This window comes from Castellaniella sp. (assembly GCF_034675845.1).
In the GTDB taxonomy this organism is placed as follows: Bacteria; Pseudomonadota; Gammaproteobacteria; order Burkholderiales; family Burkholderiaceae_B; genus Castellaniella.
Genome location: NZ_JAUCCU010000001.1, coordinates 1,185,805 through 1,202,460, shown reverse-complemented (window position 1 = coordinate 1,202,460; position 16,656 = coordinate 1,185,805). Strand labels below are relative to the sequence as shown.

Genomic DNA, 16,656 nt, shown 5'->3' with positions numbered 1-16,656 from the left:
AGACCGTCATGGATGCTGCGCATTTGCTCAAGGCCTGCTTCCTGTTCGTGCCGGCGTTTTTGCTGGGGTGTCTGCTGTTTTCCCGCTGGCGCTGGCCTTTGCGCCTGTCGGCGGCTCTGGTGCTGGGTGGGGTGCTGGCTTTCGGGGTGGCGGGGTGGCTGCCGGGCATCATGGATTATCTGGTGTCCTTCAGCATCATGGCGATGATTTACTCGATCTTGTCCCTGGGCCTGAATGCCCAGTGGGGGTATAACGGCCACCTGAATTTCGGCATTGCCGGGTTTTTTGCCGTGGGGGCGTTTACCATGGCCTTGTTTGTCACCTCGATGCCTGCGGGCGTGATGGCGGCGTATGCCCAGCAGTGGTTCGGCTTCAATGCGCCCTTTCTGGTGGGGGTGGCTGCCGCTGGCATCATGTCCGGGGTAGTGGCGTATTTCATTGCCCAGCCCATCTTGCACTTGCGTGCTGACTTTCTGGCGATTGCCACCCTGGGCATTGCCGAAATCATCCGGTTGATTTTCCAGAACGAACGCTGGCTGGCCAATGGGCCGCAGCCGCTCTCGGGGATTACCCAGCCTCTGTCCTGTGTTTTCGATGCCGAAGGCTGCAGTTGGTTGCCTGACGCTGTCAATCAGACGCTGTCGGCCCTGCAGCCCCGGGATTACAGCTATTTGTACCTGGCGATTGTGGCCTTGGCCTTGGCGCTGGTGTATGGGGTACTGGAAGCCATGGTGCGTTCTCCCTGGGGGCGGGCCTTAAGAGCTGTGCGCGACGAGGAAGATTCGGCGGCCATGAATGGCAAGCCGGTCAAATCCTTGCGGGTGCAGTCCTTTGTGCTGGGGGCCGTGGTCATCGGGGTCGCCGGCGCCTTGTATGCGCCTTATATGGTCACGATTGACTACAGCCACTTCAAGCCCCTGTTTGCGACTTTTCTGGTCTGGGTGATGTTGATGCTGGGGGGCAGTGGCAACAATAAAGGCGCCATCTTGGGGGCTTTTGTGATCTGGGCAGTCTGGAGCGGCACCGGGTTTGTCACGGATTATCTGCAGGTGGCTTTGCAAGGTGTGGCGCCGGATATGGCGGCGCGGATGTCGTTCCTGCGCTGGGCCTTTGTGGGGCTGCTGCTGGCGTTGATTGTGTTGTTTCGGCCTCAGGGGATCTTGCCCGAGAAAAAACGCGTGTCCCGGTTTTTGAAAGACGTGCCGGAAGACTGAGGCGGGTTGTTCCCAGGCATGAAAAAAGACCACGTCGTGAACTGCACCCCAAAAGTTGGACACTGATTCAACCTTTGGGGTGTTTTTCATGCCTGTTACGGATGTGTTATTCAGCCGGGATGTCCTTGGCGGGGACCATCTTGACCGTGTCGATCTTGTCGCCGGTGTATTTCCAGATATTGACCGGGGTAATGACATCGCCGTTTTTATCAAAGTCGCAGGGGCCTGCGACGCCGTTGTAATTGATTTTTTTCTTGTCCTTCAGGGCCTGCAGCATTTGGGTGATCCGGGCCTGATCGCCGCCGTCGATCATTTCACCCGGCGGGTTGGCGATGTTGCGCAGTTGGTCGCGCAAGACCGTGCCGGTGATTTTCGAGGCGTCAGTGGCCCCATTGGCCACGACGGCCGCCATGGCCAGACCGGCCACCATGCCCGCATCATAGGAACATGTAGTGAACGGCGGGAAGTGGTCGCGTTGGTATGTCCCAAGATAGGTTTTGGCAAAGTCCTTGTAGGACTGGGTGCTGGTGTCTTCGCCGGGGGCGGTGCCGTACAGGCCATCCATGTCCTTGGCGCCGACTTCCTTGATGATGTCGATGCTGGCATTGCCATCGGTGAACTGCCATTTGGTGAAGCTGAAGGTATCGCGGGATTCTTTGCAGATGGCGATGGTGTGGGCGGGATAGCTGACGATCAGCAGGAGATCCGGTTTGTCCTTCAGGGCTTGCGACAGCATGGATTTATAGGTGGGCTGGACTTCCTCGGGGTGTGGGACTTCGGCCAGAACAGTGCCGCCCCGCTTTTTGAAGGCTGCCGTGAAGGCGTTGGACAGACCCTGGCCGTAGGGATTGTTGATGTAGATGGTGGCGACGCGCTTGAACTTGTAGTCCGGGTCGATTTCACCGTTGACGAACTGGGCAGCCACGACGCCCTGCATGGCATCGGATGCGCTGGTGCGAAACAGTAGATCAGCTTTGGCGTCGGCGGGCAGCACGGTGACCAGGGGCGAGGTGGTGCCATTGCCGATTTGCAGAACCCCCGACGGAATAGTGACGGACGTGGCAATGGCCACTGTGACGCCGCTGGACCAGCCGTTGATGATGACAGGTGTGTGCTGGGTGTCGACCATCTGGCGGGCAGCCTGCACACCCACCGTGGGCAGGGTGGAACTATCTGCCGTGACGTGGTTGGCAATGATGGGCCCGCCAAAGACTTGCTTGGCTGCGGTGTTGATCTGGTTGACAGCCAAGGCGACGGCATCCCGGTAATAGGGGCCGAACTCTGCGGCGGAACCCGTCATGGGAAGCACCTGACCGAGATTGATGGCGGGTGGAGCCCCTGCGGCCATAGCGCGTGAAAACGGCAGGGTATTGAGCACCAAGGTACCGCCAGCTGCGCCTAGACTGAGTAGAAATTGGCGGCGAGATGCGGGGTGCGGGAAGGGATGATCCGACATGAAGAGTCTCCTTTTGGTTAGCTGGCACAGGACAGGCAAACGCGTAAAAGGCTCGGATGCTTTCGAGTCTGGCACCTGGGTGCCGGTAAGGCCGCCTCGGGCGAGGCTTGAATCCATTACAAAGGTTGTCCTGTGCTGTGTCAATGAGGGATTGGTGCAGGTCGGTGGTGGGCTGGGTGGGAGCGGGCAGCGTGATTTTCTAATAAAGGACATTCAGTTCAACATGCAGCATGTTGATTTTTCAACGTTTTTGCTTTTTGAGATATTATGGAAAATAGTTGTAAGTGCTTGTTGTCATTGGATAAATTCCGCTTTTGACTTGACCGGGGGGGCGAGTTCCCGTAGAGTGGGCCAAAGTAGAATTTTGTGGATCAAAGTGGGGGAAGAGTCCGCGTGTTTCAGGGAAGCAATGCGTTGACGTTAGATGCCAAGGGACGGATGTCAATTCCGGCCCGGTATCGTGACGCGCTGCTGGCGGATGAACGCGGCGGCCTGACACTTACCCAGCATCCCGATGGCTGCCTGATTCTCTATCCGCGCTCGATCTGGGAAACCAAACGCGCCCAGATTGCCGCATTGCCAGCCAGCGCCCGACCTTTGCAGCGCTTGTTGCTGGGGTCTGCGATGGATGTGGATATGGATGGCGCAGGACGCATCCTGGTGTCGCCCGAATTGCGGGCGGCAGCAGGGTTGTCGCGCGAAGTCATGCTGTTGGGGCTGGGGTCCAATTTCGAACTGTGGGATCGCGAGCAATGGGAGGCGCGCAGCCTGCAGGATGTCAAACAACTAGATCCAGCCATACTTGAGCAGATCTCTTTCTGAGTCCCCTCATGACGTATTCCCACCGTACCGTTCTGCTGGAACCGGCTATCGACGCATTGTTGAGTTCTGCGTTCGGCCGTCGTTCGGGCATGACGCCGCCGTCGGCCGGAGGGGTATATGTGGATGGCACATTCGGGCGGGGCGGACATAGCCGCCTATTGTTGCAGCGCCTGGCCCCTGATGCACGTCTGCTGGTATTCGATAAAGATCCTGTCGCCATCGAAGTGGCCCAGGCGCTTAGTCGGGAGGACGCCCGGGTCGAGGTCATCCATGATGGTTTTGCCACCTTGGCGAACCAACTGGACCGGCTGGGGTTGACTGGCGTGGATGGCGTGTTGCTGGATCTCGGGGTGTCGTCACCCCAGATCGACGATGCCACCCGTGGTTTTTCTTTTATGCGGGATGGCCCGCTGGACATGCGCATGGACACCACGCGGGGGCAGACTGCCGCCGAGTGGCTGGCCCAGGCTGAACAGGATCAGATCAAGGAGGTCATCGCACATTATGGCGAAGAACGGTTTGCTTTCCAGATTGCAAAGGCGATTGTTGCGGGCCGCGAATCCCGCCCGCTGTGCACCACGGGCGAATTGGCCCAGCTCGTCGCCGGTGTCGTCCGCACGCGCGAAAAGGGTCAGCACCCGGCCACCCGCACCTTTCAAGCTATACGGATTCACATCAATGCGGAGCTCGAGGAGCTCGCGCACACCCTCCCGGCAGCTTTAACCCACCTGCGGCCTGGCGGGCGCCTGGCGGTGATCAGCTTCCACTCTCTGGAAGATCGCATGGTCAAACAGTGTCTGGCGATGGCGGCCCGGCCCGGCCAGGAACAGGCGCGTCTGCCGATTCCAGAAAAGGATATGCCGCAGCCCTGGGTGACTTTGCTGGGTAAAGTGCAGGCCGATGCGGCCGAGGTGCAGGATAACGTCCGTTCGCGTTCGGCGGTGCTGCGTGCCGCACAGCGCACGGATCGGCCATTGAGCATCGAACAGGCTCGCGATCTGGTCCATGTGCCGGGGCGACGGCCTGCGGCCCGGCCCGGCCGGAGGGCGGCTCGATGACTCGGGCGGTCCTGCTGTTGGCAGTGATCCTGATGGGGTCTGCGATTTCACTGGTGACGGTGCGTTTTCAGACACGCGAATTATTCGTGTCCTCCGAACGTCTGAAGTCCCAGGCCCAGGAACTTGACACGGAATGGCGCCGCTTGCAACTGGAACGTGCCGAGCTGGCGCGTAATGCCCGTATCGACGCCTTGGCCAGAACCGAATTGCACCTGGTTTCGGTCACGCCGGATCGCACGATTTATTTGCAGATGCCTGCGGCTTCCGTTCCTGAAGGGAGGCCCCGGTGAAGCGTTTTGGCTTTCATGAAAGTCCGGTGCTGGCGGGCCGTCCGGCATTCTGGCGTGCGCGCCTGGTCGTGATTGTGCTGATGCTGGCGTTTGCCGCTTTGATTGCCAAAGCCATCAGCCTGCAGATTCTATCCAATGAGTTTTTGCAGCGCCAAGGCGAACGGCGCTACGAACGCACTTTGGTATTGCCTGCTTCGCGCGGCAAGATTTTCGATCGCAGCGGTTCGGTGGTGCTGGCCTCCAGCATGTCGGCCCGTGCCGTTTGGGCCATCCCCGAGGATTTCCACAAGGCCAGCGATGCCCAGGTAGCGTCCCTGGCGCAGTTGTTGGGCATGAAGGCTCAGGATATTCTTCAGCGCACGCAGGACGAGGCGAAGAACTTCGTCTACCTGCAGCGCCAGGTCGCCCTGGATGTGGCGGACCAGATCCGTCAGCTGAAGATCCCTGGTATTCAGCAGTTGCCCGAGACCCGGCGTTATTACCCCGAAGGCGAGGTCATGGCGCATATCGTGGGTTTTACCAATATCGAAGACCGTGGAATTGAGGGCATAGAGCTTGCCTTTAATGACCTTTTGTCGGGGCAGCCTGGGTCGCGGCGCGTCATCAAGGACCGTTTAGGCCGGGTGGTGGAAGACGTGCAGGCGGTGGTGCCGCCGGTGGATGGTCAGAATCTGCAGTTGTCGATTGATGCGGGGATTCAGTTCGATACTTATACGGCCCTGAGCGAAGCTATCCAGGAACACAAGGCCCGCGCTGGTGCCGCGATTGTGGTCGATGCCCAGACGGGCGACATCCTGGCCATGGTCAATTTGCCCTCTTACGATCCCAATGACACCGCGCAGCGCACCGGCCAAGCCCTGCGCAATCGGGTCATGACCGATACCTTCGAGCCCGGCTCCATCATGAAGCCGTTCACCGCAGCCTTGGCGCTGGACTCCGGCATTATTACCACTAAGACCCGTTTTGATACGGGCAATGGGCGGTATCGCTATCAGGGCGCCTTGATTTCTGATGTCGGACGCTATGGCGTGCTGGACGTGGGCGGGGTCATCCAGCATTCCAGCAATGTCGGAATGACGATGATTTCCGAACTGCTCACATCGCAAGCGATGTGGACCAAGTTTTCCGAATTGGGTTTTGGCCGGGTATTGCAGACGGATTTTCCGGGCATGGCTGCCGGCCTGCTGCGGCCCTGGCAGCGCTGGCGTCCCATTGAACGCGCCACCATGGCCTATGGCTATGGCCTGTCGGTGTCCCTGATCCAGGTAGCGCATGCATACACGGCTTTTGCGCGCAATGGCGATATGGTGTCTTTGTCGCTCTTGCGCCGCGAGGGCCGACCGACCAGCGTGCAGGTCTATACCCCCGAGGTTGCCCGGATGATGCGCGGCATGCTGGAAGCCGCAGCGGGGCCTGACGGCGCACGGCGTGCTCAGGTGCAGGGCTACCGCGTGGCCGGCAAGAGCGGGACAGCCCGCAAGATTGTCAATGGGCAATACAGCACGAATAAATACCGGGGATCATTCGTGGGGCTGGCGCCCGTGTCTGATCCACGCATTGTGGTGGCTGTGTCCATCGATGAGCCCAGTGCGGGGGGGTATTATGGCGGCCGCGTGGCCGCACCCGTTTTTTCCGATATTGTTTCCAGCACTCTGCGCCGCTTGGGCGTGCGGCCTGATGCACCAGTGGATTCCCTGGTGGCGGTGGCGGGGCAGAAGGGACGTACACCATGAATGCAATTGATATTTTGGCCTGGCTGGACGAGCGTGTGAATCGCCAGGCGCATCTTTGTCTGGATTCGCGCCAGATTCAACCCGGTGATGTGTTTTTTGCCTGTCCGGGGGAAGCCACCGATGGCCGCGACTACCTGCAGCAGGCTGTTGATGCCGGGGCCGCCGCCATTGTGTGCATGGCCGGGGGCGGACAGAGTGCGCCACCCAAGGTTCCGCTGCTGCAAGTCGATGGCTTGAATACGCTGCTGGGCGAGACTGCCCATCTCTGGTATGGCCGACCATCCGATGCCTTGGCGGTGATTGCCGTGACCGGCACCAATGGCAAGACCTCGACGACGCGCTGGCTGGCCGATGCCCTGAATGCCGAAGGCATGCCTTGCGGCACGGTAGGCACGCTGGGGGTCACGCTGGCGGATGGCCGCAATCTGGGCGGGATGTTGACCACCCCGGATGTGCTGACCATGCATCGCAGCCTGGCGGCCATCACCCAGGCTGGTGGCCAGGCGGCTGCTGTCGAAGCGTCCTCCATCGGCCTCCAACAGGGACGGCTGGATGGGGTGCATATTCAGGTGGCGGGTTTTACCAATCTGACTCGGGATCACCTGGACTATCACGGCACCTTCGAGATCTACAAGCAGGCGAAATTCGCCTTGTTTACGCGCGTCGGGTTGCGCAGTGCCGTCATCAATGCCGATGATGCGGCGGGCGTCGAGCTGCTGGCCGGTGCGCCGGATATGCATCGCGTGGCCTATAGCCTGCGCAGCGACAGTGGGGCCGGTTTCAGGGCCGAAGATATTCAGCATGGCGCCGATGGCCTGATGTTCAATCTGATCACGCCCGGCGGACGGGTGCAGATCATGGCCCCCGTCGTGGGCGAACACAATGTCTCTAATCTGCTGCTGGTGGCGGGTGTTTTGCGCGAGCTGGGCTGGGGATTGAGCCGCACCGCCCGGGCGCTGTCTGCCCTGAAGCCTGTGCCAGGCCGCTTGCAACTGGTCAGTGCCGTGGGCGGCAGCAGCGCCGGACAGCCGCTGGTGGTGGTGGATTATGCCCACACGCCGGATGCGCTGGAGCGCGTGCTGCTGGCCCTGCGTCCGCTGGCCCAGGGCCGCGGGGGGCGCTTGCTGTGTGTGTTTGGCTGCGGCGGCGATCGCGATGTCGGCAAACGTCCGCTGATGGGCGAGATCACCAGCCGCTTGGCTGATGCCGTCGTGGTCACCACGGATAATCCGCGCACCGAAGACCCGCAGGCCATTATCGACGCCATTGTGGCCGGCATGCCCCACGGGGCTCAGGTCCAGGCGGATCGGGCCACGGCCATTCTGGACACCATCTGGCGCGCCAGTGAAAAAGACGTGGTGCTGCTGGCGGGCAAGGGTCACGAGACCTACCAGGAAGTCCAGCACGTCCGCAGCCCCTTCGATGATCGGGAGTGGGCGCGCTTTGCACTGACGTGGCAACACGGTCAGCCGCTGTCCACCGATAGCCGCCAGTTGCCCGAGGGGGCGCTGTTCTTGGCCTTGCGTGGGGAATACTTCGATGGCCATGACTATCTGTCGGCGGCTGCCCAAGCGGGCGCCCGGGCGGCGATTGTGGCCGAGCGCGTGGATGGGGCCGAACTGCCCCAGATCGTGCTGGGTGATACCCGCCAGGCGTTGATACGCATGGCGACTGTCTGGCGCAGCCTGTTCACCATGCCGGTGATCGCGGTGGCCGGCAGTAACGGCAAGACCACCACCAAGGAAATGCTCAGTGCCATTCTGGCGGCCTGGTGGGGTGAGGCGAGCCGATTGGCTACCCGTGGGAATTTCAATAATGACATTGGTCTGCCGCTGACGGTAATGCGTTTGCGCCCCGAACACAGGGCCGCCGTGCTGGAACTGGGCATGAACCACCCAGGCGAGATCGCCGTGCTGGCCAAGATCGCCCAACCGACAGTGGCCGTGGTCAATAATGCCCAGCGCGAGCACCAGGAGTTCATGAGTTCGGTCGAAGCGGTGGCGCGGGAAAACGGGGCGGTGCTGCAGGCCTTGCCCGCCGATGGGGTGGCCGTCTTTCCGGATGACGAACCCTATAGCGATATCTGGCAGGATTTGGCGGGCGCGCGCACCGTACAGCGCTTTGGTTTCGGAGCCTCGGCGCCGGTGCATGCGGCGCAGATCCGTGCCGGCACCGAGCAGACCGAATTCCGCCTGCAGATCAATCACGATTCTGTGGCGGTGACGCTGCACGCGCCCGGACGACATAATCTGCATAATGCCCTGGCCGCCGCTGCTTGCGCGGGTGCGGCGGGTGCCCCCATGGCGGTCATTGCCGCTGGGCTGGCCGCATTTCGTCCGGTCGGGGGGCGCATGCACCCCGAGGTCATGGCCGACGGCTTTCAACTGATCGACGACACCTACAATGCCAATCCTGATTCAGTGCGTGCCGCGATTGACGTGCTGGCCGGACTGGATGGGCGGCGGGTGCTGGTGCTGGGCGATATGGCCGAAGTCGGTGATCAGGGGCCTGCCATGCATGCCGAGGTCGGAGTGTATGCCCGCGAGTGCGGCATACAGGTCTTGTTGACACTGGGACCGGCCTGCCACGAAGCCGTTCGGGCTTTTGGCGAGGGCGCCCAGGCCTTTGACGAGATTGAAGCATTGCTGCCAGTGCTGCTGGCTGCGCGGCCTGCGCATATTCTCGTCAAGGGGTCGCGCAGCATGCAGATGGAACGTGTCGTGCAGGCCCTGCACGCCAGCAAGGCTGCCTCCCAGGGGGGTGACCATGCTGCTTGAGCTTGCCCGCTGGCTGGCGGATCATCACTTTCGGGCCTTCGGTGTTGTTGAATACATTACCTTTCGGGCTTTGCTGGCCTCGGCCACGGCACTGGCCATTGGCTTGCTGGCAGGGCCGTGGCTGATTCGTCGCCTGACCGCCATGAAGATCGGGCAGTCGGTACGCAGCTACGGCCCCCAGACGCACCTGCAGAAAAACGGCACGCCCACTATGGGCGGCGCCTTGATCCTGATTGCCATTGCCATCAGTACGCTGCTGTGGGCCGATTGGACCAATCGTTTTGTCTGGGTGGTCTTGCTGGTGACGTTCGGGTTTGGCTGGATAGGTTGGGCCGATGATTATCGCAAGGTCGTGCACCATGATCCGGAAGGCATGCCGGCGCGGCAGAAGTTTTTCTGGCAGGCCTTGATTGGCGCCGTGGCGGCTGTGTACCTGAGTTTTGCCGTCTCGGTGCCTGCCAATACTGAACTCTGGCCCTTGTTTCGGGATTGGGTGTTCAGTGGCTTTGCCATGCCGCTGCCATCCCAGGCTGATCTGATCGTGCCGTTTTTCAAGAGCGTGCGCTATCCCCTGGGGGTATTCGGCTTTGTGGCGCTGACTTGGCTGGTCATCGTGGGCACCAGCAATGCGGTCAACCTGACGGATGGCCTGGATGGCCTGGCCATCATGCCCACCGTGATGATCGGCTCGGCGCTGGGGATTTTCGCCTATGTGGTGGGCCGGGTGGATTATTCCAAATACCTGCTGTTTCCCTATATTCCCGGGGCTTCCGAACTGATGGTGCTGTGTGCCGCCATCGCAGGGGCCGGGCTGGCCTTTTTGTGGTTCAACGCCTATCCGGCCCAGGTCTTCATGGGCGATGTGGGGGCGTTGGCCCTGGGCGGGGCCTTAGGCACGATTGCGGTCATCGTGCGCCAGGAAATCGTGCTGTTCATCATGGGCGGGGTCTTCGTGGTCGAGACCCTGTCGGTGATGTTGCAGGTCAGTTGGTTCAAATACACCAAAAAACGCTATGGCGAGGGTCGGCGTATTTTTCGCATGGCCCCTTTGCATCATCATTTCGAGGTCTCCGGCTGGAAGGAAACCCAGGTGGTGGTGCGCTTCTGGATCATCACCATGATGCTGGTGTTGATTGGTCTGTCCAGTCTGAAATTGCGATGATGGCCGCGTACCAGTTCCCCTCCTTGCGCCGCGATGGCCTGACCCTGATTCTGGGGTTGGGCGAGACCGGCGTGGCTGCCGCCCATTGGTGCGCCAGCCAGGGGGTGGGTCTGCGCGTCGCGGATACGCGACTTGCCCCCAGCGGGCTGTCCGACGTCCAGCGTTTGGGCATCGAAGCGGATTTTCAGCTGGGGCCGGATGCGCTGCAGGATGCTGTGCTGGAAGAGGTCGTCGCCCTGGTCCTGAGTCCGGGGCTGAATCCGCATACTGAGCCTTTATCATCCCTGCTGGCCACGGCGCGTAGCCGGGGAGTCGAGGTGCTGGGCGAGATCGAATTGTTTGCCCGGGCCTTGAACGATCTGAAGACCCAGGGCTATGCCCCTGCTGTGCTGGCGATCACCGGCACCAATGGCAAGACCACGGTCACGTCGTTGGTGCGACATCTGGCCGAAGGTTGTGGGCGCAGCGTCCGGGCGGCCGGCAACATTAGCCCTGCTGCTCTGGCGAGCCTGCAAGATGCCTTGCAGGCCGATGATTTGCCGGAGGTCTGGGTGCTGGAACTTTCCAGTTTCCAGCTGGAGTCGGTTTTTTCGCTGGCAGCGGATGCCGCAGTCGTCTTGAATGTCACGCAGGATCATCTGGATTGGCATGGCTCGATGGCTGCGTATGCTGCTGCCAAGGCCCGTTTGCTGGGCATGAGCCGCGTGCGGGTGGTCAATCGCGCCGATGCGGTGGTGCGCGCCATGGTGGCTGATCTGGCCGCAGCGGAGGTGCGCAGCTTTGGTCTGGATACCCCTGAACTAGAGGGCGATTTGGGACTGTGGTCGCGTCATGGCCTGGATTGGCTGGCGACGGTGACGCCGACGGCGCTAGAGGGGGGGATGCCCGCTTCCCGGCGTAAATCCAATGTTCCCGTGATCAATAGCCGCCCGAACGGTGCAGCGCAGGCCTTGATGCCGGTCGATGCCTTGCAGATCCGGGGGCGGCACAATGCGCTGAATGCCCAGGCGGCGTTGGCGTTGGGGGCGGCGGCGGGGTGGGATTGGGCAGGCATGTTGCATGCCTTGCGCAGCTATCGCGGTGAGGCCCACCGCACGGAGTTCATTCAGGCTATTGCCGGGGTGGATTTTATTGATGACAGCAAGGGCACCAATGTCGGGGCCACGCTGGCAGCCTTGCAGGGCTTGGGGCAGCCGGTGGTGTTGATCGCCGGGGGATTGGGCAAAGGCCAGGATTTCTCTCCCTTGTTGCCGGCAGTACAGGCCCACGCCCGCGCCGTGCTGCTGATCGGCCAGGACGGCCCCCTGATCCGCCAGGCGCTGGCTGCCAGCGAGGTGCCATTGCGGTCATGCAGCAGCCTGGAGGACGCGGTTCGCCAGGGCTTGGATCTGGCCCAGCCAGGGGATGCGGTATTGCTGTCGCCCGCCTGCGCCAGCATGGATATGTTTCGCAATTATGCACATCGCAGCGCCTGCTTTGTTGAAGCGGTGCGCGAGTTGGCGGCGGATCGGGGAGAGGTGTCGTGAGCGTGCTCGCCGGCCTCGGAGCCAGTTTGAATACGGTGCCGCCGGGGCGTACCACCATGTCCAGCATTGATATGGGGCTGATTGTGGCGGTCAGTGCCTTGGCCTTGTTTGGTTTGTTAATGGTGTATTCGGCCTCCATTGCGTTGGCGGATGGCCCGCGCTATGAAAGCTACGGCCGGTTCTATTTTGTCATCCGACATGCCATATTTATCATGGTGGGTTTGCTGGCAGCCCTATTTACCGCCAGCGTGCCCATGCGGGTCTGGCAAAAGCTTGCCTTGCCTTTGTTTGCCCTGACCCTGCTGCTGCTCATGGTTGTTTTGGTGCCTGGCATCGGTCGCGAGGTCAATGGCGCGCGACGCTGGTTGCCGTTGGGACCCATCAATTTCCAGCCATCCGAACTGATGAAGGTCGCGGTGGTGCTGTTCGCGGCAGATTATGTCGTGCGCAAACGCGATCACCTGCAAGGTTTTTTGCGCGGTTTCATGCCGATGGCCGCCACGCTGGGCGTGGTGGGCTTCTTGTTGCTGACCGAGCCTGATCTGGGGGCCTTCATCGTCATCGGTGCGATTGCGGTGGGCATCTTGTTTATTGGCGGCATCAACCTCAAGCTTTTCATCACGCTGCTGGCGGGGGTGATGTCGTGTTTTTTCTTGTTGATCTGGATGTCGCCCTGGCGCCGGGAACGCCTGTTCGTTTATCTGGACCCCTGGAATCCTGAAAATACGTACGGCAGCGCCTATCAGCTTTCCCATTCCCTGATCGCCCTGGGGCGCGGAGAATGGTTTGGCGTGGGCCTAGGTGCCAGTATTGAAAAACTGCATTATCTGCCTGAGGCCCACACGGACTTTATCGTGGCGGTGATCGGCGAAGAACTGGGTTTTGTCGGGGTGGCCTGTCTGGTGGCGGTGTTCATCTTCATCGTCTTGCGGGGCTTTGATATCGCCCGCCAGGCCATGGTGCTGGAGCGCGTGTTTGACGGGCTGGTGGCTCAGGGCGTGGCATTGTGGATCGGCGTGCAAGCCTTCATCAATATCGGTGTCTGCCTGGGCCTGTTGCCCACCAAAGGCCTGACCCTGCCCTTGGTGAGCTATGGCGGATCGGGCATTGTGCTGAATCTGGTCGGCATTGCCTTGTTGCTGCGGGTGGATTACGAGACGCGCAGCATGATGCGGGGGAAAAGGCGATGAAGCAAGCCCTGATTCTGATCATGGCAGGCGGCACTGGCGGGCACATCATGCCGGGTCTGGCCGTGGCGGAGGCGCTGCAATCAAAGGGCTGGCGCGTGTTGTGGCTGGGCAATCCGGATCGCATGGAAGGGCGCCTGGTGCCCGCCCAGGGAATTACCTTGTTGCCTTTGTATTTTGGCGGGGTGCGTGGCAAGGGCCTGATGGCTTTGCTGAAGCTGCCGTTTACGCTGGCGTCCGCTTGTTTGCAGGCGCATCGGCTGTTGCGCCTGCATCGCCCGGATGTGGTGCTGGGCATGGGCGGCTATGCGGCAGTGCCGGGCGGGCTGATGGCCCGCCTCGGAGGCATCCCCCTGGTCATTCACGAGCAGAACGCCGTGGCGGGAACCGCCAATCGGCTGCTGTCGCGTCTGGCCCGACGCAGCTTGGCGGGCTTTCCGGGTGCTTTGCCGGGGTGCGTGATGGTGGGGAATCCTGTGCGCCAGGCCTTGCTGTCGGTAGCCCCCGTCGCGCAGCGCTACGCTGAGCGCCAAGGGGGCTTGCGCCTGTTGGTGCTGGGCGGCAGTTTGGGGGCTGCCCGCATCAATGCCCTGGTGCCGGATGCGCTGGCGCGGCTGGATTCCGCCGCGCGCCCGCAGGTATTGCATCAGACTGGCGAGCGCCATCTGGTTCAGGTGCAGCAACATTACGAGCGGCTGGGCGTACAGGCGCGCCCGGTCGCCTTTATCGACGACATGGCGCAGGCGCTGGCCGAGGCGGATCTGGTGATCTGTCGGGCGGGCGCCATGACGGTGGCCGAGATCGCCGCCGTCGGGGTGGCTGCGCTATTCATTCCTCTGCCGTCTGCGATTGATGATCACCAGACCGCCAATGCGCGATATCTGTCGGACTGTCAGGGGGGATGGCTAAAGCCCCAGGCAGAACTGGACCCGGACTGGCTGGCGGACTGGCTGGCTGCTCGCAGCCGGGACGAGCTGGCTGCGGTCGCCCAACACGCCCATGAACACGCAAGTTTGAATGCCACGCAGCTGATTGCCGAGGCCTGCGTTCATACCAAAGAGGAATCGGCATGAAACATCGGATACATAATCTTCATTTTGTCGGCATTGGCGGTGCCGGCATGAGCGGCATTGCCGAGGTGCTGCTGAATCTGGGCTATGCCATCAGCGGTTCCGACGTACAGGAAACCGCCGTCACCCGCCGTCTGGCGGCCCTGGGTGCGCGCATCAGCATCGGCCATGCCGCCGAGCATATCCAGGGGGCGGGGGCAATCATCACGTCCACGGCCATTCATGCCGATAACCCAGAGGTCCTGGCGGCGCGGGCTGCGCATGTGCCGGTGGTGCCGCGCGCCTTGATGCTGGCCGAACTGATGCGCCTGAAGCGCGGTATTGCGGTGGCCGGCACCCATGGCAAGACCACGACCACCAGCTTGGTGGCCAGCGTCTTGGCGGCTGGCGGCCTGGACCCGACCTTTGTGATTGGCGGACGTTTGAATGCCGCGGATGCCAATGCCCGGCTTGGGCAGGGTGAATATATCGTGGTCGAGGCCGACGAGTCGGACGCGTCGTTCCTGAACCTGCTGCCGGTCATGGCGGTGATCACCAATATCGACATGGACCACATGGATACCTATGGTCATGATGTGGCGCGGCTGAAAAGCGCCTTTGTCGAGTTCACCCAGCGCCTGCCCTTTTATGGCAGCGCCATTCTGTGCCTGGATGACCCGAACGTACGCGAGATCATTCCCTTTGTTTCCCGGCCCATCACCACGTATGGCATTGATATGCCGGCCCAGGTGCGTGCTCACGATTTGCAGGCCAAGGGGACATCTATGTGCTTTGTGGTCGAGCGCCAAGGGGCGCATGGGGCGTTGGCGCCCCTGAATATTTGTCTGAATCTGCCGGGGCGGCACAATGTGCTCAATGCCCTGGCCACGATTGCCGTGGCCACCGAGCTGGGGGTATCCGACGAGGCAATCGTGGAATCATTGGTGCAGTTCCGCGGCGTAGGACGTCGTTTTACCCAGGTCGGCCAGTTTGAAGTTGCCGCAGGCCATGGCGGTGGCCGCTACACCGTGGTGGATGACTATGGGCACCATCCGGTAGAGATGGCCGCCACGCTGGCGGCGGCCCGAGGGGCGTGGCCGGACCGGCGCATCGTGCTGGCATTTCAGCCGCACCGCTACACGCGCACTCGCGATTGCTTCGAAGATTTCATTCAGGTGCTCAGTCAGGCCGATGCGGTTTTGTTGACCGAGGTTTATGCCGCAGGCGAAGCGCCGTTGATCGCCGCCGATGGCCGTGCGCTGGCGCGTGGCTTGAGGGTGGCGGGCAAGGTCGAACCTGTATTTATCGAGCAGGTCGGTGATATGGCAGCCGCCATCCAGGATTTCGCACGTGATGGCGACGTGGTCATCATCATGGGGGCCGGCTCTGTCAGCCGTGTGCCCGCACAACTAGGGAGTCCACTATGACAACGGATTTTGGCCGAGTTGGCGTGCTGTATGGCGGTTTGTCCGCTGAGCGCGAAGTGTCCTTGATTTCCGGGCAGGGGGTCTGCGAGGCTCTGTGTGATGCTGGTGTGGACGCGCATTTGTTCGATACCGGGCGTCAAGACCTGGCCGAGCTGGCTGCAGCCGGATTTGAGCGAGTCTTTATCGCCTTGCATGGACGATTTGGCGAGGACGGCACGATCCAGGGGGTGCTGGAATTACTGGGTATTCCCTATACCGGCAGTGGCGTGCTTGCTTCATCCCTGACGATGGACAAGATTGCGACCAAGCGCTTGTGGTTGCAGCACGGTCTGTCTACTCCTGATTTCGCGGTATACCGCCAGGCGGATGATTTGCCCGCCGTGCAGGCCCTGGGCCTGCCGCTGATCGTCAAGCCGCCCCACGAGGGCTCATCGCTGGGGCTGACCCGGGTCGAGTCTCTGGATCAATTGGACGCCGCGCTGGCCCTGGCCTGCCGGCACGATGACCGGGCGCTGGTCGAACCCCTGATTCGCGGACGCGAACTGACCGTGAGTGTGTTGGGGACTGGCAAGCAGGCGCGGGCATTGCCAGTTATCGAGATCATTGCGCCCGAGGGGAATTTCGACTTCGAACATAAATATGTCTCCGATGAGACCTGCTATATCTGCCCGGCGGACTTGCCTGCGGCGCTGACCCAACAGATCCAGGAACTCTCCGTGCGGGCATACCAGGTACTCGGCTGCGAGGGCTGGGGCCGCGCCGATCTGATGCTGGATGCAGAAAACCGCCCCTGGCTGCTGGAGATGAATACGTCGCCCGGCATGACCAGCCATTCGTTGGTGCCCATGGCCGCCAAGGCGCTGGACATGAGCTATGGCGAATTGTGTGTGGCGATCCTGGCCACGGCGCGCTGCAAAGTGCACCGTGTGGCTGGGCAATGAGACGCTGGAGACTT

The 16,656-nt window shown here is 61.6% G+C and carries 13 protein-coding genes; 12 read left to right on the top strand and 1 reads right to left on the bottom strand.

Translation table 11 applies throughout. The features are described from left to right. Nucleotides 1-8 precede the first annotated feature (8 nt). Complete coding sequence (locus tag VDP81_RS05755; protein WP_323011788.1) at nt 9-1,214, top strand: branched-chain amino acid ABC transporter permease; 1,206 nt, start codon at nt 9-11, stop codon at nt 1,212-1,214. A gap of 106 nt (nt 1,215-1,320) precedes the next feature. Here the strand turns inward: VDP81_RS05755 and VDP81_RS05750 are convergent, their stop codons facing one another. After that, nucleotides 1,321-2,670, bottom strand: a complete 1,350-nt coding sequence (locus VDP81_RS05750) for an ABC transporter substrate-binding protein (RefSeq protein ID WP_322996604.1) — start codon at nt 2,668-2,670, stop codon at nt 1,321-1,323. A gap of 393 nt (nt 2,671-3,063) precedes the next feature. On the opposite strand from VDP81_RS05750, the gene mraZ reads away from it, so the two are divergent. The 11 genes from mraZ to VDP81_RS05695 are packed head-to-tail and all read left to right on the top strand — an operon-like array spanning nt 3,064 to nt 16,642. Continuing rightward, the gene (mraZ, locus tag VDP81_RS05745; RefSeq protein WP_323011787.1) at nt 3,064-3,492 is read left to right on the top strand and encodes a division/cell wall cluster transcriptional repressor MraZ; all 429 of its coding nucleotides are present in this window, start codon (nt 3,064-3,066) and stop codon (nt 3,490-3,492) included. Between the two features lie 8 nt (nt 3,493-3,500). Beyond that, nucleotides 3,501-4,550, top strand: coding sequence for a 16S rRNA (cytosine(1402)-N(4))-methyltransferase RsmH (gene rsmH / locus VDP81_RS05740; RefSeq protein WP_323011786.1), 1,050 nt, complete (start codon nt 3,501-3,503; stop codon nt 4,548-4,550). Beyond that, a complete protein-coding gene (gene ftsL, locus VDP81_RS05735) occupies nt 4,547-4,840 on the top strand; it encodes a cell division protein FtsL (protein ID WP_323011785.1) in 294 nt (97 codons plus the stop codon). Before rsmH ends, ftsL begins: the two co-directional genes overlap by 4 nt. Beyond that, entirely contained in the window at nt 4,837-6,573 is a 1,737-nt protein-coding gene (locus tag VDP81_RS05730) for a penicillin-binding protein 2 (protein WP_322996608.1), read from the top strand. Before ftsL ends, VDP81_RS05730 begins: the two co-directional genes overlap by 4 nt. Continuing rightward, nucleotides 6,570-9,350, top strand: coding sequence for a bifunctional UDP-N-acetylmuramoyl-L-alanyl-D-glutamate--2,6-diaminopimelate ligase MurE/UDP-N-acetylmuramoyl-tripeptide--D-alanyl-D-alanine ligase MurF (murF, locus tag VDP81_RS05725; RefSeq protein WP_323011784.1), 2,781 nt, complete (start codon nt 6,570-6,572; stop codon nt 9,348-9,350). The genes VDP81_RS05730 and murF overlap by 4 nt, the downstream gene beginning before the upstream one ends. After that, a complete protein-coding gene (mraY, locus tag VDP81_RS05720) occupies nt 9,340-10,512 on the top strand; it encodes a phospho-N-acetylmuramoyl-pentapeptide-transferase (RefSeq protein ID WP_322996610.1) in 1,173 nt (390 codons plus the stop codon). Before murF ends, mraY begins: the two co-directional genes overlap by 11 nt. Next, entirely contained in the window at nt 10,512-12,038 is a 1,527-nt protein-coding gene (gene murD / locus VDP81_RS05715) for a UDP-N-acetylmuramoyl-L-alanine--D-glutamate ligase (RefSeq protein WP_323012397.1), read from the top strand. The genes mraY and murD overlap by 1 nt, the downstream gene beginning before the upstream one ends. Then, entirely contained in the window at nt 12,035-13,228 is a 1,194-nt protein-coding gene (gene ftsW, locus VDP81_RS05710) for a putative lipid II flippase FtsW (protein ID WP_322996611.1), read from the top strand. The genes murD and ftsW overlap by 4 nt, the downstream gene beginning before the upstream one ends. Continuing rightward, nucleotides 13,225-14,298: an undecaprenyldiphospho-muramoylpentapeptide beta-N-acetylglucosaminyltransferase gene (gene murG, locus VDP81_RS05705; RefSeq protein WP_322996612.1), complete on the top strand. Its 1,074-nt coding sequence runs from the start codon at nt 13,225-13,227 to the stop codon at nt 14,296-14,298. Before ftsW ends, murG begins: the two co-directional genes overlap by 4 nt. Further along, nucleotides 14,295-15,701, top strand: a complete 1,407-nt coding sequence (gene murC, locus VDP81_RS05700) for a UDP-N-acetylmuramate--L-alanine ligase (protein ID WP_322996613.1) — start codon at nt 14,295-14,297, stop codon at nt 15,699-15,701. The genes murG and murC overlap by 4 nt, the downstream gene beginning before the upstream one ends. After that, nucleotides 15,698-16,642 carry a D-alanine--D-alanine ligase gene (locus tag VDP81_RS05695; protein WP_322996614.1) on the top strand — a complete coding sequence of 315 codons (945 nt, stop codon included), beginning with the start codon at nt 15,698-15,700 and terminating at the stop codon, nt 16,640-16,642. Before murC ends, VDP81_RS05695 begins: the two co-directional genes overlap by 4 nt. The last annotated feature ends 14 nt before the right edge of the window (nt 16,643-16,656 follow it).